Source organism: Erwinia typographi, assembly GCF_000773975.1.
Classification (GTDB): domain Bacteria; phylum Pseudomonadota; class Gammaproteobacteria; order Enterobacterales; family Enterobacteriaceae; genus Erwinia; species Erwinia typographi.
In genome coordinates, this window is the sequence record NZ_JRUQ01000022.1 from 22,640 (window position 1) to 40,605 (window position 17,966).

Consider the following 17,966-nt stretch of genomic DNA (forward strand, 5'->3'; position numbering starts at 1 on the left):
TTAGCCCAGCAGCAGCTGGTTCATGCGACGGATAAACTGGTTAGGATCTTCCAGCGTGCCGCGCTCAGCAAACATGGCCTGATCCAGCAGCAGCTCAACCCACTCGGCAAAGCGTGCATCATCCTGAGTGTCTGCGGCGCGCTTCACCAGCGCGTGATCCGGGTTCAGCTCAAACAGATACTTCACTTCCGGGACGGCCTGGCCCGCGGCGGCAAACAGTTTTGCCATCTGGGTGCTCATGTCATTCGCTTCGGTGGTGACAATCGCTGGCGTATCGGTCAGGCGGTGAGTCAGACGCACTTCCTTCACGCGGTCGCCCAGCAGCGTTTTCACCCGTTCAACAAACGGCTCCAGCGCTTTTTCCGCTTCTTTCTGCTCTTCGCTACCCTCTTCGTCGGCCAGCTTGCTCAGCTCATCATCCGCCTTGCTGACGGACTGGAACTGTTTGCCGTCGAACTCGGTCAGATAGCTCATCATCCACTCATCGATGCGATCGGAGAGCAACAGCACCTCAATGCCTTTCTTGCGGAACAGTTCCAGATGCGGACTGCTTTTCGCGGCGGCATAGCTGTCGGCAGTGATATAGTAAATCTTCTCCTGGCCTTCCACCATGCGGCTGACGTAGTCTTCCAGCGACACGGTCTGGGCAGAACCCTCGCCGCTGGTGCTGGCGAAGCGCAGCAGTTTAGCGATAGTTTCGCCGTTGCTGCTGTCCTCGGCCGGGCCTTCTTTCAGTACCAGGCCAAACTGCTGCCAGAACTGCTGATATTTCTCTTCATCATCCTTCGCCACTTTCTCCAGCATCTGTAGCGCACGCTTGCTCAGCGCGTTGCGCAGACTTTGGGTGATACGGCTGTCCTGCAAAATTTCACGGGAGACGTTCAGCGGCAGATCGCTGGAATCTATCAGGCCGCGCACAAAGCGCAGGTAGTTCGGCATAAACTGCTCGGCATCGTCCATAATAAACACGCGCTGCACGTACAGTTTCAGCCCGTGCTTGTGGTCGCGGTTCCACATGTCAAACGGTGCCTGAGTGGGGATATAAAGCAGGCTGGTATATTCCTGCTTCCCTTCAACCCGGTTATGGCTCCAGGTCAGCGGATCGGCGAAATCGTGGGAAACATGCTTGTAGAACTCTTTGTATTCTTCTTCGCTGATATCGGACTTATTCCGCGTCCACAGCGCCTGCGCCTTGTTGATTTTTTCCCAGCTGGTGGTGTCGTCTTCTTCGTTGTGGCTCTCGATTTCGACAGGCAAAGCGATATGGTCGGAATATTTGCTGATGATGCTACGGACGCGCCAGGCGTCGAGGAACTCGTCCTCACCTTCACGCAGGTGCAGAGTGATTTCAGTACCACGATCCTCGAGGGTGATATCGGCAACGGTGTATTCGCCTTCACCGGCGGATTCCCAGAACACGCCTTCATCAGCCGACGCGCCAGCGGCACGAGTGCGAACCGATACTTTATCCGCCACGATAAACGCCGAGTAGAAACCTACGCCAAACTGACCAATCAGTTGGCTGTCTTTAGCCTGATCGGACCCCAGCGATTCTAAGAAGGATTTCGTCCCGGATTTAGCAATGGTGCCCAGGTTTTCAATGACTTCATCACGCGTCATGCCGATGCCGTTATCGCTTAGCGTCAGCGTGCGCTGCTCCTTATCAACGGAAACTCGTACGCGCAGATCGCCGTCGCCCTGATAAAGATCCGGCGTGGACAGCGCGCGGAAGCGCAGCTTGTCGGCGGCATCGGAGGCGTTGGAGATCAACTCGCGCAGGAAGATTTCTTTGTTTGAATAGAGGGAATGGATCATCAGGTGCAGAAGCTGTTTTACCTCTGACTGGAAGCCACGCGTCTCTTGTCCTTTCATGGTCATTGCTACCTCAACTAATACAGATGGATAAACGTTGAAAAGTAGTGTGGGGGCGAAAGGAAGAATTTCAAGCAGGCACGACGAATCGTGCCGTTGAATGGCTAGAATCTAATCTTGTGACGTCCGGCCAGAGAGTGCGACAGCGTGGTGCCATCGACCATTTCCAGCTCACCGCCTACCGGCACGCCGTGAGCAATGCGGCTGGCGTCAACGCCATACTGCCCGCACATCTCGGCGATGTAGTTGGCCGTAGCTTCGCCTTCCACCGTGGGGTTGGTGGCGAGGATCACTTCCTGAATCGACTCTTTCTCCAGCCGCTGCTCCAGCCGATCGAGACCAATGTCATTGGGGCCGATGCCGTCAAGCGGCGAGAGGTGCCCCATCAGCACAAAGTAGCGTCCGGCGAACTGCCCGGTCTGCTCGATGGCGTGAATATCCGCCGGGCTTTCCACCACGCAAATCAGCCCGTTTTGCTGTCGGCGCGGGTTAGCGCAGATGGTGCAGACTTCCTGTTCGGTAAAGGTCCGACAGTCGGCGCAGTGACCAATTTCCGACATGGCGCGCGTCAGAGCCTGAGCCAGACGCATGCCGCCGCTGCGGTCACGCTGCAACAGCTGAAACGCCATACGCTGGGCCGACTTCGGCCCAACGCCCGGCAGACAGCGCAGCGCCTCCATCAAACTTTCAAGGAGCGGGCTGGTTTGCATCAGAACGGCATCTTGAAGCCAGGCGGCAGCTGCATTCCACTGGAAACGCTGGCCATTTTTTCTTTCTGCACTTCGGCGATACGGCGCGCGGCATCGTTAAACGCGGCGGCGACCAGATCTTCCAGCATCTCTTTATCATCTTCCAGCAGGCTTGGATCGACCTCAACGCGACGGCAGTTATGCGCGCCGTTGATGGTGACCTTGACCAGGCCTGCGCCCGATTCGCCAGTCACTTCCAGGGCCGCGATCTCTTCCTGCACCTGACCCATTTTGTCCTGCATCTGCTGGGCCTGTTTCATCAGGTTACCCAGTCCGCCTTTTCCAAACATAGTTTTCTCTCTCAGATCGGGCCGCACGCCGCCAGGCGATCGTGCAGCGTTTCAAACGGGGCGAATACTCTCTTCATCCACGTCCGCGTCGAAGAACCGACGCAGCGTCTGAATATGATTATCCGCACTAATCGACTGGCGCGCCTGCGCCAGCTTTTCTTCATAAATCGCCTGACGCCACTCCAGCGGCGTTAATACCGCCGGATTATCATCTTCTACCAGCGTCAGTTCAACCGGCTTACCGGCGACGGCGCTGATAGCTTCGGTCAGCGCTTTTTGCGCCGACGGGGAATTCAGGTGACGCTGGTTGGAGCGCAGGTGCAGACATATTCCGCTTTCCGTCTCCTCTTTCCAGGCATTCAGCGCCAGTTGCTGAACCAGCTTGGGCAGCGTCAGACCGGCAATCTCGGCGGCCCATGCGTCCCTCAGCAGCGATTCGGCAGCCAGCCTGGCCATCAGCTCTGGGGTTTTCTCATGCTCCAGCGCGGTACGCAAGGCTTTTGGCGTGGCGACCGGCTGCGGTTTCACCTCGTCCTGGACCTGCGCCTTCCAGCGATAGGCTTCTTTTTTTACCGGTGCGGCAGGCTCAGCGGCAGCCTGCCGCTTCTGACTGCGCTCGGTAACTGAAGCCAGCCGCTCCAGCGCCGAACTTGCCGGCCGCGCACCTTGCGCCGCCGGCTCAGCTTTTTTTGGTTTGGTCGCTCCCTGCTGCCGCATTAGCTGCGTTCGCGCCTGCAACAGCTGGCTGGTGGTGTCCGACATGTTGCCCGGCGGCGGCTCGGCCTGCTGCACCGTGTGGGCTGGCGTAGTCGCCGCCGGAGGCATCGCTGGCGCAGGCGGCGTCGGGGCAGGCTGAGCCTGCGGCAGCATAGTCGGGCGGGCTAGCGGCTCCGCAATCACCTGTTTAGGGTGGAAAGCCAGCGCGCGGAGCAGCGTCATCTCAACGCCCATCCGGCGATCCGGCGCCAGCGGCAGCTCTTTACGGCCCACCAGCAGCGTCTGGTAATAAAGCTGTACGTCTGCTGGCGGCAGCACGCGGGCCAGCTCGCGCAGACGCTGCTCAACCGGCGCATAGTCTTGCCCCAGAGCAGAGGGCAGCAGCTGAATCATCGCCACCCGGTGCAGCAGGGTCAGCATTTCAACCAGCAGGGCTTCCCACTCCACCCCGCGCGACGCGGCCTGATTCAACAGCGACATCACCTGTTCGCCTTGCGCATTGACCAGCGCCTCAATCAGCGCCAGCGGCTGCTCGTCATCCAGCGTACCGAGCATGGCATTAACCGTCGCGGTAGTGACCTGCCCCTCTCCCATCGCGATCGCCTGATCGGTCAGACTCAGCGCGTCGCGCATACTGCCATCGGCGGCGCGCGCCAGCAGTTGCAGCGAGCGAGGCTCTGCGTCAATTTTCTCTTCCCGCAGGACGTATTCAAGCTGGCCGCGGATCTGTTCAACGTCCAGCGCTTTCAGATGGAATTGCAAACAGCGCGACAGGATGGTGACCGGCAATTTTTGCGGATCGGTGGTCGCCAGCAGGAATTTCACATGCTCGGGCGGCTCTTCCAGCGTCTTTAACAGCGCGTTAAAGCTATGGCGCGAGAGCATGTGTACTTCATCAATCAGGTAGACTTTAAAGCGACCGCGCGCAGGGGCGTACTGGACATTATCCAGCAGGTCGCGCGTGTCTTCGACCTTAGTACGGGACGCGGCATCGATCTCGATCAGATCGACAAAGCGCCCCTGCTCAATTTCACGACAGTTATCACACTGGCCGCACGGGGTGGCAGTAATTCCCGTTTCGCAATTCAGCCCTTTCGCCAGCAGGCGGGCAATAGTGGTCTTTCCCACACCGCGGGTGCCGGAAAACAGATAGGCGTGATGGATGCGGCCGAGCGACAGGCCATTAGCCAGCGCTGTCAGGACATGCTCCTGACCGACGACATCAGTAAACGCTTGTGGACGCCACTTGCGGGCCAGTACCTGATAGCTCATTAATTAGCGGGATGTGTTGAGTGAACCGGAGGGTAATGCTAACACAGCCCCACCTTTACGGCGAGGCTGAACGTTGACGGATCAGTGACCGGGGAAGTTCACCAGGCTGAAGGACTCAATGCCCTGCGCCTTCAGGCGGGCTTCACCGCTCAGATCAAACAGATTGATAACAAAGGCGGCGTGTTTCACTTCTCCCCCTGCACGGCGGATCAGTTTGACGGTCGCTTCAATCGTACCGCCAGTGGCTAACAGATCGTCGACCACCAGCACGCGATCACCGGCGCTAATCGCGTCACAGTGCAGCTCCAGCTGGTCAGTGCCGTATTCCAGCTCGTAAGATTCGGCGAACGTTTTACGCGGCAGCTTGCCCGGCTTGCGCACGGGAACAAAACCGACGCCCAGGCCTAAAGCAACCGGCGCGCCAAATAAGAAGCCGCGAGCTTCGGTGCCCACCACCTTGGTGATGCCCATATCACGATAACGCTCCACCAACAGTTCAATACTGAGCGCAAACGCTTGGGGATCTTCCAGCAGGCTGGTCACGTCACGAAACAGAATGCCCGGCTTAGGGTAATCCGGGATGCTTTTGATGCTGTTTTTAAGGAATTCAAGCTGCTGCGCAGTTGCGGTCATAGTGTTATGCCTGGTAAATACAAATCTGACTCGCGCGGCTTCCTCTGCGCTGACGATGAAAAAATCGCCAGGCAAAATGAAGCGTCCAGGGAAGCCGCACACGAAAACGACCAAATTTATGCAAAGCGTCGGGCAATTGCAACCAGACGCCACAAAATCACGGTTTTTCTTGCCTTTCCTCAACAACCGGAAGCCGGACCATAAAGAGGAGCAGAAGGCAAAGCATACAAAGTAACATCAGCCGCAGCCAGAGGATTTTGACCAGCCACAATGAAACGGCAAAGGTGATTAGGGTAAACGTCACCATACGTCCTTTAGCCCCGGGCGGCAGGGCGCGATACCGTTGCCAGTGACGCAGATAAGGACCAAACACCGAGCGGTGCAGCAGCCAGTGGTGAAACCGGGGAGAGCTACGGGCAAAGCACCAGGCAGCCAGTAGCAGAAAGGGCGTAGTCGGCAACAGCGGTAAAATCACGCCCAGCGTCGCTAATCCCATCGCCAACCAGCCAATAATCAGTAGAATGATACGTTGCGTTGCCTGAAGCCCATTCCGCACGAAGGTCTGAGCGTAACATAAGCAGGGCAATCACTGGAGACCCCAACATGAAAAGTGCCCTCTTGCTTCAGCAGCTGGAAGCAAAGCTGGAACAGCTGGCTGAAGCCGTCGCCCCTCATAGCGGCAGGCGTACGCCCAAAGCGCGTTTTGATGAGCAGCTGTTTCACTCGCACAGCACCCGACTGGGAGACTATCTGCTGGAGATCCGACAAAGCCTCGCTCTGCTGAAACAAAGCGTGGCTGACCAGCGAACCGATCGCGTAGCCTGGATGGCCGAGCGCGTGGTGCTACAGATGGGCGCTTTGCAGCGGGAGCTGGCGACGCAAACCCTGCGCAAAAGCGAGATCGTTGCCGAGCCGCTCGGCGAGAGTCTCTACGAAAAGCTGGCAAAGCATCAGGATTACGAACGACGCCTGCGCACGATGATTGCCGATCGGGAAAGTCAGCTGAACCGTTGTGAAACGCTGGCCCAGCAGCAGACCTTGCAGCGCGAGATAGCGGCGCAGGAAGGCAGGCTGCAACGCTGTTTGCAGGCCACCAAACGTATTGAGCGAGCGATCGAAAAAGACGATCGCTAACGTCAGACAGCTGAACCGGGCGACTATACTTGCATAAATTTCTTTCTGAGGACCGCAGATGGGACTTCTCTCCTGGATAATCATTGGGTTGCTGACAGGATTTCTTGCCCGACGTTTTTTCCCAGGGCGGCCTGGCGGCCTGATCCCCACCCTGGTACTGGCAGTGGTGGGCGCCCTGATCGGCGGCTATGTCAGCGCCTTCTTTAATTATGGCACCCTGGCTGAAATGGAGCCCAGAGCGATACTGATAGCGCTTGCTGGGGCGTTAATGATGGTGCTGGTGGTGAAAAAGCTACGGATTTAGTCCCGGAAAACCTTGAGGAACAGGCTATGTCGCTGGAAAACGCCCCTGAAGAAGTCAAGCTGGCGGTGGATTTGATCATGCTGCTGGAAGAGAACAACATTGCTGCAAAAACAGTGCTTGCCGCACTGGCAATAGTGCAAAAGGATTTTGAAAAGAAAGTGGCCAGCCAGGCTTAGCCGTCGGGCATTTAGCGAGGAGCCGCACGCAGCGTGGTCGTATGTCGCAGCATCTCAATCAGGGCTTCAACCAGCTGCGGCGCATCGGCAGCCAAATCAAAGCTCTCGGGCATAAATAACCAGTTTTCCATTAACCCCGTAATGTAGGCTCGCATCACCACGGCAGCGCGGCGCGTGTCGAGAGCGGGCGGCAGCTGTCCGGCTTCAATACACTGGCGAAGCACGTCTTCAATCTTCTCGTAACATTCAAGGTACAGGGTTTGCTGCATCAGCTGTAAAGTGGTCATTTCGCCCACAAATTCACATTTATGAAAAATTATTTCCATAAGTGAGCGTCTGCGCTGGTCTCTGACCGTGGCTTCAAGGACATAGATAATCATTGCGCGCACAACGGACAGTGGATCGGAAGGGTATTTTAACTGATACTCATGTTCTAAGTCTTCCAGCCCTGATTCGGACTGGGCCCAAATTTCATTGAGCAAGTCAGTTTTGTTTTTGAAATGCCAGTAAATTGCCCCGCGCGTCACGCCTGCCGCAGCCGCGATATCAGCCAGTGACGTTTTGGACACACCGTGTTCGGAAAACCGTTCAATTGCCGCGTCAATAATGTGATTTCGCGTTTCTAACGCCTGTTGTTTGGTTTTTCGTGCCATAGGGTGATTTTTACAAAAGGGTGTACTTACATACATTTGCGAATGTATGTACCATAGCACGACCATAATTTAAACGCAGCAATGGGTTTATGGGTTTGTGATCCATTGGACAATCGATATCGGACACTCGAGGTTTATTTATGAACAAAAACAGAGGGTTAACGCCTCTGGCGGCCGTCCTGATGCTTTCAGGCAGCTTAGTGCTGACAGGATGTGACAACAAAGAAGCGCAACAGGCCGGACAGCAACAGGCACCCGAAGTGGGTGTTGTTACGCTGAAAAGCGCTCCGCTAAATATTACTACCGACCTTCCGGGTCGCACCTCTTCGTTCCGTATTGCAGAAGTTCGCCCGCAGGTTTCGGGCATTATTTTGAAACGTAATTTCGTAGAAGGGAGCGACATCAAAGCTGGGGAATCTCTTTACCAGATCGATCCGGCGACGTACCAGGCGGCTTATGACAGTGCCAAAGGGGATTTAGCGCAGGCCGTGGCCAACGCGCAGATCGCTGCCGTCACCGTCAAACGCTACCAGCCGCTGCTGGGAACGAAGTACATCAGCCAGCAGGATTATGACACGGCGAAGGCCACCGAAAGCCAGACGGCCGCCGCCGTTCAGGCTGCGAAGGCCAACGTTGAAACGGCGCGCATCAACCTGGCCTATACCAAAGTGACCTCCCCTATCAGCGGACGCATTGGTAAATCTTCCGTGACGGAAGGGGCGCTGGTTCAAAGCGCTCAGACCACCGCGCTGGCTACCGTGCAGCAGCTTGACCCTATCTATGTTGACGTCACTCAGTCGAGCGAAGACTTTATGCGTCTGCGGGATGAGCTGAATTCCGGCAAGCTGGAGCAGGTTAACGGGAAAGCTCAGGTAAAACTGCTACTGCAAAATGGTAATGAGTATGGTCAGAGCGGAACATTAGAATTCTCTGATGTCACCGTAGACGAGACGACCGGCTCTATCACGCTGCGTGCGGTATTCCCGAATCCAACCCACTCGCTGCTACCGGGCATGTTCGTTCGCGCCCGTCTCGATGAGGGAACCAACCCAAGCGCGCTGTTAGTGCCGCAGCAGGCGGTTACCCGTACGCCAACGGGCCAGGCGACGGCGATGATTGTCGGCGCAGATAACAAAGTGGAAGTTCGCACCCTGACGGCCGATCAGGCTATCGGTGATAAATGGCTGGTGACCAGTGGCCTGAAAGAAGGCGACAAAGTGATTACTGTTGGTGTTCAGCGAGCGAAACCGGGTGCGCAGGTTACTCCGCAGGAAGTGAGTACAGACGAGGCTAAACAGGCTGGTTCTGAACAACCGAAGTCTTAAACAGGAGCCGCTGATACATGGCTAAGTTCTTTATCGATCGCCCCATATTTGCCTGGGTAATCGCCATCATCATCATGCTGATGGGTGTGCTGTCGATTCTAAAACTGCCGATTGAGCAATACCCCAATGTTGCGCCACCGGCCGTGCAGATTCGAGCTACCTATCCTGGTGCCGATGCTAAAACGCTGCAGGACTCAGTAACTCAGGTTATTGAACAAAACATGAATGGTATCGATGGCCTGATGTATATGTCATCGAACAGTGATTCTTCCGGTACGTTGCAGCTGACGCTGACCTTCGAGTCAGGCACCAACCCGGATATCGCTCAGGTACAGGTGCAGAACAAACTGCAGCTGGCTACGCCATTGCTGCCGCAGGAAGTTCAACAGCAGGGGATTCAGGTTCAGAAATCCTCCAGCAGCTTCCTGATGGTTGCCGGTTTTGTCAGTGATAACGACAACATGACGCAGAACGACATCGCCGACTACGTGGCGTCGAATATCAAAGATCCCATCAGTCGTACGCTCGGCGTGGGTGATACCCAGATATTCGGTGCGCAGTATGCGATGCGTATCTGGATGGATCCGCACAAGCTCAATAACTTTCAGCTGACCCCGGTAGATGTGATCAGCGCCATTGATTCACAAAACTCCCAGGTTGCAGCCGGTCAGTTAGGCGGCTCGCCGCCGGTGCCAGGCCAGCAGCTTAACGCCTCAATCATTGCGCAAACCCGTCTGACCTCAACCGATGAATTCGGCAAAATTTTGCTGAAGGTGAATGCCGATGGCTCACGCGTGCTGCTGAAGGACGTGGCGAAAATTGAGCTGGGCGGTGAAAACTACGAGATTGTTGCGCGTTACAACGGTAAACCGGCCTCCGGTATCGGTATCAAGCTGGCGACAGGCGCGAACGCCCTGGATACCGCAGCAGCGGTAAAAGCCGAGCTGGCTAAGCTGGAACCCTTCTTCCCAGACGGGTTGAAGACCGTTTATCCGTACGACACTACGCCGTTCGTTAAAATCTCAATTATGGAAGTGGTAAAAACCCTGATTGAAGCGATCGTGCTGGTGTTTATCGTGATGTATCTGTTCCTGCAGAACTTCCGCGCCACGCTGATCCCAACCATTGCCGTACCGGTGGTGTTACTGGGAACCTTCGCCATCATCAGTGCCTTTGGCTACTCGATAAACACCCTGACGATGTTCGGGATGGTGCTGGCGATAGGCCTGTTGGTGGATGACGCCATCGTCGTGGTCGAGAACGTCGAGCGCGTGATGGCTGAAGATGGCCTTCCGCCGAAGGAAGCCACCCGTAAGTCGATGGATCAGATTCAGGGCGCCCTGGTGGGGATTGCTCTGGTGCTGTCAGCGGTATTTATCCCGATGGCCTTCTTTGGTGGGTCGACCGGGGTGATTTATCGTCAGTTCTCGATCACGATTGTTTCGGCAATGGTGCTTTCGGTAATTGTGGCATTGGTGCTGACGCCAGCGCTGTGTGCCACCATGCTGAAGCCGATCAAGCAGGGCGACCACGGTATCACTACCGGATTTTTCGGCTGGTTTAACCGCATGTTCGACAAAAGCACCCATCACTACACCGACAGCGTGGGCCACATTATCCGCAGCACCGGGCGTTATCTGGTGATTTATCTGCTGATTGTGGTCGGCATGGCCTATATGTTCATCAAGCTGCCGACCTCCTTCCTGCCGGAAGAGGATCAGGGGCTGCTGCTGGCTCAGGCACAGCTGCCGGCGGGTGCAACGCAGGGACGTACTCAGAAAGTGCTTGACCAGGTGACGGATTACTTCCTGACCAAAGAGAAAGACAACGTCCGCTCGGTCTTTACCGTTAACGGCTTTGGCTTTGCCGGTCGGGGACAAAATACCGGTATCGCCTTCGTCAGCCTTAAACCGTGGGACGAACGTCATGACGCGGCAAACAAGGTTGATGGGATTGCCGGACGCGCGATGCAAGCGTTTGGCGCGATCAAAGACGCCATGGTCATTCCGTTTAACCTGCCGGCGATTATTGAGCTGGGTAACGCCACCGGCTTTGACTTTGAGCTGATTGACCAGGCTAACCTTGGCCACGATGCGCTGACTCAGGCCCGTAACCAGCTGCTTGGCGCCGTTGCCAAACACCCCGATACGCTGGTCGGCGTTCGTCCAAACGGTCTGGAAGACACGCCGCAGTATAAGCTGTTGATTGACCAGGAGAAGGCAGAGGCACTTGGCGTCTCGATTTCCGACATCAACACCACGCTGGGCGCGTCCTGGGGCGGCTCTTACGTCAACGACTTCATCGACCGCGGTCGCGTGAAGAAAGTTTACGTAATGGGTCAGGCGGACTCCCGCATGTTGCCGGAAGACGTCAACAAATGGTTCGTGCGGAATGCCTCTGGAGAGATGGTGCCGTTCTCCGCGTTCTCTTCTGCCAAATGGCAGTATGGTTCGCCGCGTCTGGAGCGTTACAACGGTCTGCCTTCGATGGAGATCCTTGGACAGGCCGCGCCAGGCAAGAGTTCGGGTGAAGCCATGGGCCTGATGGAACAGCTGGCTTCTCAGCTGCCGCAGGGGATTGGCTACGACTGGACGGGCATGTCCTACCAGGAACGTCTCTCTGGTAACCAGGCTCCGGCGCTTTACGCTATCTCGCTGATTGTGGTGTTCCTCTGTCTGGCCGCGCTGTACGAGAGCTGGTCTATCCCGTTCTCGGTCATGCTGGTGGTGCCGCTAGGGGTTATCGGTGCGCTGCTGTTTACCACCTTGCGCGGCCTCAGCAATGACGTTTACTTTGTGGTGGGCCTGCTGACAACCATTGGCCTGGCGGCGAAGAACGCGATACTTATCGTGGAATTCGCCAAGGACCTGATGGAGAAAGAGGGCAAGGGCCTGGTTGAATCGACGCTGGAAGCCGTGCGTATGCGTCTGCGTCCGATTCTGATGACCTCTCTGGCCTTTATCCTCGGCGTACTGCCGCTGACTATCAGCACCGGTGCAGGTTCCGGTGCGCAGAATGCGGTAGGTACCGGGGTTATGGGTGGTATGGTGACCGCAACGATTCTGGCAATCTTCTTCGTTCCCGTGTTCTTTGTGGTGGTGCGCCGCCGCTTCGGCAAGAATAAAGAAGAGATTGAGAAGGGTCATCCTGAAGAGCATCACCCGCATTAATCAGCACTCCGTTGCTGTACTGCAAGAGGCCGCTTATGCGGCCTCTTTTTTTTCCTCTCTTCCCTGCCCTTTTTACTGTTGCATTCCTGCGGCGGCGCGCGCATAATTATTGTTATGTTATAACATATCTCAATTCAGTGGGGATTTATGAAAAAGGATATCCATCCGGCTTACCGCACCGTGGCGTTCCACGACACCAGCGCAGACACTTATTTCACCGTAGGCTCAACGATCAAAACCGATCGCACTATTGAACTGGACGGCAAGACACTGCCCTACGTGCCGCTGGACGTTTCCTCCGCCTCCCATGCTTACTACACCGGCAAGCAGAAAGAGTTTGCTAAAGAAGGCAGCGCGCACCGCTTCAATCAGCGCTTTGGCCGTTTCTTCACGTCAGTGAAATAAGGAGCCATCATGCAGGTATTAAGCTCACTGGCTTCGGCTAAAAAACGCCACAAAGACTGCAAAATCGTGCGCCGCCATGGTCGCGTATACGTCATCTGTAAAAGCAACCCGCGTTTCAAGGCCGTACAGGGCCGCAAGAAAAAACGCTAATTTACTCCGTTGCTGAAAAAGCGAGCCGTTGCACTGAGGCTCGCTTTTTTTATGCCTGATGCAAAAAACGGCCAGCCGGCTGGCCGTCTTCCGCGATTACTTCATGCTGCTGACCATAGCCGTCACGTTGTGGGTGAAGGCGGCAACATAGGTCGCTGCCGGCCCATCTTTTTTAGTCAGAGCTTCAGGATAAAGCTCGCCACCCGGCTGGGCGCCCGTCGCCGCGGCAATCTGCTTCACCAGACGCGGATCGGTCTGATTCTCAATGAAATAGCTGTGGATATGCTCCGTTTTAAGCTGATCGATCAGCTTCGCGACATCGGAAGCGCTGGCCTCGGATTCGGTGGAGAATCCGACCGGCGACATAAAGCTGACGCCGTAGCGCTGCCCGAAATAGCCGAAGGCATCATGGCTTGTCAGCACCTTGCGTTTTGCCACAGGAACAGCGGCAAAGCTGGCGGCAGCCCAGCTATCCAGCTTATTCAGTTGAGCAACATAGGCTGAGCCACGCTGGCGGAAATACGCGGCATCTTCAGGATCGGCCGCAATCAGCGCGTTCATCACATTATTGGCATACACTACGCCATTCTTCATGCTGTTCCATGCGTGGGGATCGGTAATTGTTTTGCCATCCTCCTCCATTGAACGGGTTTCAATCCCCTCTGAGGAGACAATCACTTTGCCCTTGTACTCAGACGCGGAGATCAGCCGATCCAGCCACCCTTCCAGCCCCAGACCGCTGACAAAAACCACATCCGCTTTAGTCAATGCCTGGCTATCCTGTGGCGTAGGTTCAAAGCTGTGCGGGTCGCCATCTGGCCCCACCAGGCTTTTCACCTTGACGTGATCGCCGCCCACTTCTTTTACAATATCCGCCAGCACAGAAAAGCTGGCGACGGTATTCACCGTTTTTGCCATCACCATTGGGGTGAGTAGAATCCCCGCCAGAGCCAGCGCTACAGGTAACTTCTTCATACTTTCTCCTTACCAACTGAAAACGGCCGCAGCCGAAAAATACCGCCGCGAGGCCCCACTAGAATTGAGATAAAAAACAGCATGGCTGCACTGAGCACCACCGCCGGACCGGCAGGCAGTGAGAGATAGAAAGAGGCAATCAGCCCGCTCAAGCTGGCAATCAGCGCGAGGATCATCGCTGAAGCAATCATGCCCGGCAGTCCCCTGCCCCAAAACCGGGCGGCCGCAGCAGGCAGCATCATCAGCCCCACGCACATCAGCGTGCCCAGTACCTGAAAGCCTGCAACGAGATTCGTGACCACCAGAATCAGGAAAATGCCGTGCACCAGTAACGCCGTCCAACGGTTTTGCGCACGTAAAAAACCGGGGTCAAAAGCATCGATCACCAGCGGGCGATAGATCAGCGCCAGCAACAGCAGTGAGACGGCGGCGATACTGCTAACCAGCAGGAGGGAGGGGTTATCAACCGCCAGCAGTGAGCCAAAAAGTACGTGCAGCAGATCGACACTGGAGCCGCGTAACGAGACCAGCGTCACGCCTAACGCCAGCGAGCCAAGGTAAAAACCGGCAAAGCTGGCATCTTCTTTTAATGGGGTATAGCGGCTGACGGCCCCGGAAAGAAGCGCAACGGAAAGCCCGGCAATAATTCCACCGACGCCCATCGCCACCAGCGACAAGCCAGAGATCAGATAGCCGATAGCCGCGCCAGGCAATACCGCATGGGATAATGCGTCGCCGACCAGGCTCATTCGCCGCAGCAGCAAAAAAACGCCCAGCGGCGTCGCGCTAAGCGAGAGGGCCATGCAGGCAACCAGCGCACGGCGCATAAAACCAAATTCAATAAAAGGATGAAGCATCGCCAGCATCAGGATGCTCCATGAGTACGATTAAAATTCAGCTGCGTGACCGCTGAGCCGAAACCTGACCATTCGGCATGGCTATTTTTTAAACGTAGCGTTTGAGGGAAATACTTTTCTACCGTAGCCATGTCGTGCAGCACCACAATCAGCGTGCAGCCAGCCTGATGACGCTCCTGCAACAGGTGCAGCAGGAGTTCGGTCGTCTGACTATCTACGCCGGCGAAAGGCTCATCGAGCATCATCAGCGGCGCATCCTGCACTAAAAGGCGAGCGAACAGCACTCGCTGTAGCTGACCGCCGGAGAGCGTGCCAGGCTGGGCGGTGGCAAAAGCCTGCATACCGACTTTTTCCAGCGCCGTCATGATCGCCTCACGCAGGCTACGGTTAATGGCGCCAAACCAGCCGCATTTTTGCCAGCATCCCATGGCGACCAGGTCGAATACGCTGATGGGGAACGTTTTCTCAATTTCTGATTGCTGCGGCAGCCAGCCGAGGTTTATCCTCGGGCGTGGCATACTCACCGAGCCACTGACAGGTCTTAACAAACCGGCCATGGTCTTAAGTAAGGTGGATTTACCGGAGCCGTTAGCCCCCACCAGCGCAGTCATCGACCCGGTGGCAAAAACACCCTCGAGCGCCGGGGTAACAGCATTCCCCTGGTAACCTACGGTTAGCTGATTCAGCGTAATCATCAGGCCGTCGCCCAATAAGTTAAGGCCAGCAGCAGCAGCACTATGGCAGCAGCCAGCGCCAGCCGCGCCAGTGCAGACTGGGTGAGTAGCGTACCAAAGCTAATTAAAGAAGAAGAAGAGTGAGACATAGCGACAACCGACATGATGTTATAACATAACATCATATCATACGGCGTCCTGCTTAAATTACCTCAGGCAAAGTGTATCCAATTATTACCTTACTTAAGTCATTCATTACTCAGGGTTATATAAACTTTTTTCAACTTCTTAGAACGGGCATCGCGGAGAATGGCATTTTCTACTAAGATAATTAATAACCAAATCATTAAGATAGTTAAGAAAGTAGTTCAGGTACTTGATTATTTCTTCGTGTCGACCAATTATCTCTATAAGCGCTAATTAACTCTGTGAGGAAAAAATGCGCAAAACCATTCCCTTTCTCTACGCGGGTAATGAACAGGATCTGATTCAGCTGAAGGAAAACATTCAGCCGTTGATTCCCCAATTAGAGGAGGGACTCACCGGTTCGTTGTTATGGTATTCACAGAATGCGCAATATGTTCCCGAAAGCGTAAAAATTATTTCTATAGAATATTTAGCTGAATCGCGTTATAAGATGACATACAGCTTTCGCTGGAACGTTTTTAATGCCTGTCTCGATATAGATGCAGACCAGACCATAACTGAAACGGTCAATTTCAAATGGTACTCTGGTCACCTGATTTTCGATTTCATCGACAACCAGCAGGCCACAACAGCAGATGAATTGTAATATTGCGTAATAGCATCCCAAATACCCTTTTATTACGTTATATTTATTAATAGATTTGCTTGAGCTTAATTATCGCTTCCTGGCACACTCATCGCTGAAAGCCCGCGCTATCGGCATCTTTCACTCGCTATGGAGGGGAAAAAGATGGACGAATACTCACCAAAAAGGCATGATATCGCCCAGCTGAAATTCTTGTGTGAAAATTTGTACGATGAAAGCCTGGCAACAATAGGCGACAGTCATCACGGTTGGGTTAACGATCCTACCTCTGCGGCCAATTTGCAGCTCAATGAACTGATTGAGCATATTGCTGGCTTCACCATGAATTACAAAATCAAACATATCGAAGATAGCGACTTGATTAGTCAGATAGATGAATATCTCGATGATACGTTTATGCTGTTTAGTAATTACGGCATTAACGTTCAGGATTTGCAGCGTTGGCAAAAGTCAGCCAAACGTCTTTTTAGCATTTTCGCAGAGGAATGCGCTCTTGTTCCTGTACAGACGAGCCATTCATTTTAGCAACCCTTTATTTTTTCAACGGTTTAACAATGACAGATAAACTTCTCACTAAAACTGATTATCTGATGCGTTTAAGACGCTGTCGGTCAATCGATACCCTTGAACGCGTGATCGAAAAAAACAAATACGAATTATCCGATAATGAGCTGGCCGTATTTTATTCCGCTGCGGATCACCGTCTGGCTGAACTGACTATGAATAAGCTCTACGACAAAATCCCTGTATCCGTGTGGAAATTCGTCCGATAGGTTTAGCGTCTGAATGATGTGTTGGCTGGCATTGAGCGGCAACATGGGGTCGCCCTCCTGCCAGCTAAGTTTTATCCACAAAAACTTTTCTCTTCAATGCATTAAATGCATAAAGTTAAACATGCCGGCTGTATAATTTACGTTTTGACCCTCTTCAGAAGGCATGTCAGCGCTACCAGCTATTCAGGTGGGTAATCGATTGCATCCAAAAAGCGGAGCATGGATTCGAGCTGACTAATATGACAACTTTCCCTGCTTTCTGTGTTAAACCTTTTCTCCTGTTACAGAGACTGGCGTTGCGTAAGCGCCAGAGGGATTAGTGCAAGCCGTTCGCTCGTCTACGAAAGGATTAAATACGATATGACTGACAGAAAATTCATTATTCCTGCCTCTATGCGGGAGCTTTCTGAACGAACGGGCTATGTCCCCGCCGTGCTGGTCGGTAAGACGCTTTATTGTGCCGGACAGGTGGGCCGGACGAGTGAACTCGAAGTGATTACAGACCCTGAACAACAATTCATTGCCTGCTGGCGTAATCTGGAATTAGTGTTGAATGAAGCGGGTTGCAGCTTTGATGACGTGGTTGAGATGACCACCTATCACGTTGATATGGCAAAACACATGGATACCTTTCGGCGTGTCAAGGATAAGCTTTTCCCACGCGGTAGAAGCGCGTGGACCTGTGTCGGTGTGACCAACCTGGCGCATCCGGGGCTGCTGGTGGAAATAAAATGTGTTGCCTGTCCGCCCTGGTGACGGACATAAGACACGCCAGCGATGAGCGCCCTGAGTGATTCACAAAAGTGTTATCGCCACATTTTCAAGGTACGAAAACAAAGGGGATTATAGAGTGGGCATCATGCAGTTAGCAGAATTGGGTGGGGGCCCTGCCAGCTAAGGTTTTTAGAATAAACCCGATGTATTTCAATGCACTAAAAAGCAGTGAGGCAATGAATTTGTATCACCAAATGATGACACTGGCAAGCCGTTTTCTCATGCGACAGACACAAAAAAGGCCGGGTTGCCGAGCCTGTACATAGATTT

The 17,966-nt window shown here is 54.4% G+C and carries 22 protein-coding genes and 1 other annotated feature; of the genes, 11 read left to right on the forward strand and 11 right to left on the reverse strand.

The window, feature by feature from the left end:
• The 6 genes from htpG to NG99_RS06200 form a co-directional block, all read right to left on the reverse strand.
• On the reverse strand, nt 1-1,878 hold the full coding sequence (gene htpG / locus NG99_RS06175; RefSeq protein ID WP_034889604.1) for a molecular chaperone HtpG: 1,878 nt from the start codon (nt 1,876-1,878) through the stop codon (nt 1-3).
• 98 nt (nt 1,879-1,976) lie between these two features.
• Nucleotides 1,977-2,582: a recombination mediator RecR gene (gene recR, locus NG99_RS06180; protein WP_034889607.1), complete on the reverse strand. Its 606-nt coding sequence runs from the start codon at nt 2,580-2,582 to the stop codon at nt 1,977-1,979.
• A complete protein-coding gene (locus NG99_RS06185) occupies nt 2,582-2,911 on the reverse strand; it encodes a YbaB/EbfC family nucleoid-associated protein (RefSeq protein WP_034889610.1) in 330 nt (109 codons plus the stop codon). The genes recR and NG99_RS06185 overlap by 1 nt, the downstream gene beginning before the upstream one ends.
• Nucleotides 2,912-2,962: 51 nt before the next feature.
• A complete protein-coding gene (gene dnaX / locus NG99_RS06190) occupies nt 2,963-4,900 on the reverse strand; it encodes a DNA polymerase III subunit gamma/tau (protein ID WP_034889613.1) in 1,938 nt (645 codons plus the stop codon).
• Nucleotides 3,560-3,621: a sequence feature (DnaX frameshifting element), on the reverse strand. Its footprint overlaps the gene before it by 62 nt.
• Nucleotides 4,901-4,981: 81 nt before the next feature.
• Complete coding sequence (apt, locus tag NG99_RS06195) at nt 4,982-5,533, reverse strand: adenine phosphoribosyltransferase (RefSeq protein ID WP_034889616.1); 552 nt, start codon at nt 5,531-5,533, stop codon at nt 4,982-4,984.
• A 157-nt stretch (nt 5,534-5,690) separates the two neighbouring features.
• Nucleotides 5,691-6,089 (reverse strand): DUF454 family protein, encoded by a 399-nt coding sequence (locus NG99_RS06200; RefSeq protein WP_034889620.1) that lies wholly within the window; start codon nt 6,087-6,089, stop codon nt 5,691-5,693.
• A 47-nt stretch (nt 6,090-6,136) separates the two neighbouring features.
• On the opposite strand from NG99_RS06200, the gene priC reads away from it, so the two are divergent.
• From priC to rsmS, 3 genes are read left to right on the forward strand one after another with little or no spacing between them, the layout of a single operon-like run.
• Nucleotides 6,137-6,667: a primosomal replication protein PriC gene (gene priC, locus NG99_RS06205; RefSeq protein WP_034889623.1), complete on the forward strand. Its 531-nt coding sequence runs from the start codon at nt 6,137-6,139 to the stop codon at nt 6,665-6,667.
• 58 nt (nt 6,668-6,725) lie between these two features.
• Nucleotides 6,726-6,971 (forward strand): GlsB/YeaQ/YmgE family stress response membrane protein, encoded by a 246-nt coding sequence (locus NG99_RS06210; RefSeq protein WP_034889626.1) that lies wholly within the window; start codon nt 6,726-6,728, stop codon nt 6,969-6,971.
• Between the two features lie 26 nt (nt 6,972-6,997).
• Nucleotides 6,998-7,147 (forward strand): pleiotropic regulatory protein RsmS, encoded by a 150-nt coding sequence (gene rsmS, locus NG99_RS28070; RefSeq protein ID WP_072017549.1) that lies wholly within the window; start codon nt 6,998-7,000, stop codon nt 7,145-7,147.
• Between the two features lie 11 nt (nt 7,148-7,158).
• Here the strand turns inward: rsmS and acrR are convergent, their stop codons facing one another.
• Nucleotides 7,159-7,800 (reverse strand): multidrug efflux transporter transcriptional repressor AcrR, encoded by a 642-nt coding sequence (acrR, locus tag NG99_RS06215; protein ID WP_034889629.1) that lies wholly within the window; start codon nt 7,798-7,800, stop codon nt 7,159-7,161.
• A gap of 140 nt (nt 7,801-7,940) precedes the next feature.
• Between acrR and NG99_RS06220 the strand changes: the two genes are divergently transcribed.
• The 4 genes from NG99_RS06220 to ykgO all read left to right on the forward strand — a co-directional run bounded on the left by NG99_RS06220 (nt 7,941) and on the right by ykgO (nt 12,850).
• Nucleotides 7,941-9,125 (forward strand): efflux RND transporter periplasmic adaptor subunit, encoded by a 1,185-nt coding sequence (locus NG99_RS06220; protein ID WP_034889632.1) that lies wholly within the window; start codon nt 7,941-7,943, stop codon nt 9,123-9,125.
• Nucleotides 9,126-9,142: 17 nt separating this feature from the next.
• On the forward strand, nt 9,143-12,295 hold the full coding sequence (locus tag NG99_RS06225; protein WP_034889635.1) for a multidrug efflux RND transporter permease subunit AcrB: 3,153 nt from the start codon (nt 9,143-9,145) through the stop codon (nt 12,293-12,295).
• Nucleotides 12,296-12,442: 147 nt separating this feature from the next.
• Nucleotides 12,443-12,700: a type B 50S ribosomal protein L31 gene (locus NG99_RS06230; protein WP_034889638.1), complete on the forward strand. Its 258-nt coding sequence runs from the start codon at nt 12,443-12,445 to the stop codon at nt 12,698-12,700.
• Between the two features lie 9 nt (nt 12,701-12,709).
• Nucleotides 12,710-12,850: a type B 50S ribosomal protein L36 gene (gene ykgO / locus NG99_RS06235; protein WP_034889641.1), complete on the forward strand. Its 141-nt coding sequence runs from the start codon at nt 12,710-12,712 to the stop codon at nt 12,848-12,850.
• Between the two features lie 96 nt (nt 12,851-12,946).
• Here the strand turns inward: ykgO and NG99_RS06240 are convergent, their stop codons facing one another.
• From NG99_RS06240 to NG99_RS29125, 4 genes are read right to left on the reverse strand one after another with little or no spacing between them, the layout of a single operon-like run.
• The gene (locus NG99_RS06240) at nt 12,947-13,825 is read right to left on the reverse strand and encodes a metal ABC transporter substrate-binding protein (RefSeq protein WP_034889644.1); all 879 of its coding nucleotides are present in this window, start codon (nt 13,823-13,825) and stop codon (nt 12,947-12,949) included.
• Nucleotides 13,822-14,691 (reverse strand): metal ABC transporter permease, encoded by an 870-nt coding sequence (locus NG99_RS06245; RefSeq protein ID WP_408606390.1) that lies wholly within the window; start codon nt 14,689-14,691, stop codon nt 13,822-13,824. Before NG99_RS06245 ends, NG99_RS06240 begins: the two co-directional genes overlap by 4 nt.
• Nucleotides 14,691-15,377, reverse strand: coding sequence for a metal ABC transporter ATP-binding protein (locus NG99_RS06250; RefSeq protein ID WP_034889659.1), 687 nt, complete (start codon nt 15,375-15,377; stop codon nt 14,691-14,693). The genes NG99_RS06245 and NG99_RS06250 overlap by 1 nt, the downstream gene beginning before the upstream one ends.
• A complete protein-coding gene (locus NG99_RS29125) occupies nt 15,377-15,541 on the reverse strand; it encodes a hypothetical protein (RefSeq protein ID WP_157032568.1) in 165 nt (54 codons plus the stop codon). Before NG99_RS29125 ends, NG99_RS06250 begins: the two co-directional genes overlap by 1 nt.
• Nucleotides 15,542-15,795: 254 nt before the next feature.
• Here NG99_RS29125 and NG99_RS06255 point away from each other — a divergent pair, with 254 nt between their 5' ends.
• From NG99_RS06255 to NG99_RS06270, 4 genes are all read left to right on the forward strand, one after another.
• The gene (locus NG99_RS06255) at nt 15,796-16,149 is read left to right on the forward strand and encodes a hypothetical protein (protein WP_034889645.1); all 354 of its coding nucleotides are present in this window, start codon (nt 15,796-15,798) and stop codon (nt 16,147-16,149) included.
• Nucleotides 16,150-16,293: 144 nt separating this feature from the next.
• Nucleotides 16,294-16,674, forward strand: a complete 381-nt coding sequence (gene tomB / locus NG99_RS06260; protein WP_034889661.1) for an Hha toxicity modulator TomB — start codon at nt 16,294-16,296, stop codon at nt 16,672-16,674.
• Nucleotides 16,675-16,703: 29 nt separating this feature from the next.
• On the forward strand, nt 16,704-16,922 hold the full coding sequence (locus NG99_RS06265; RefSeq protein ID WP_034889649.1) for an HHA domain-containing protein: 219 nt from the start codon (nt 16,704-16,706) through the stop codon (nt 16,920-16,922).
• 360 nt (nt 16,923-17,282) lie between these two features.
• Entirely contained in the window at nt 17,283-17,678 is a 396-nt protein-coding gene (locus NG99_RS06270; RefSeq protein WP_034889653.1) for a RidA family protein, read from the forward strand.
• Nucleotides 17,679-17,966 lie beyond the last annotated feature (288 nt).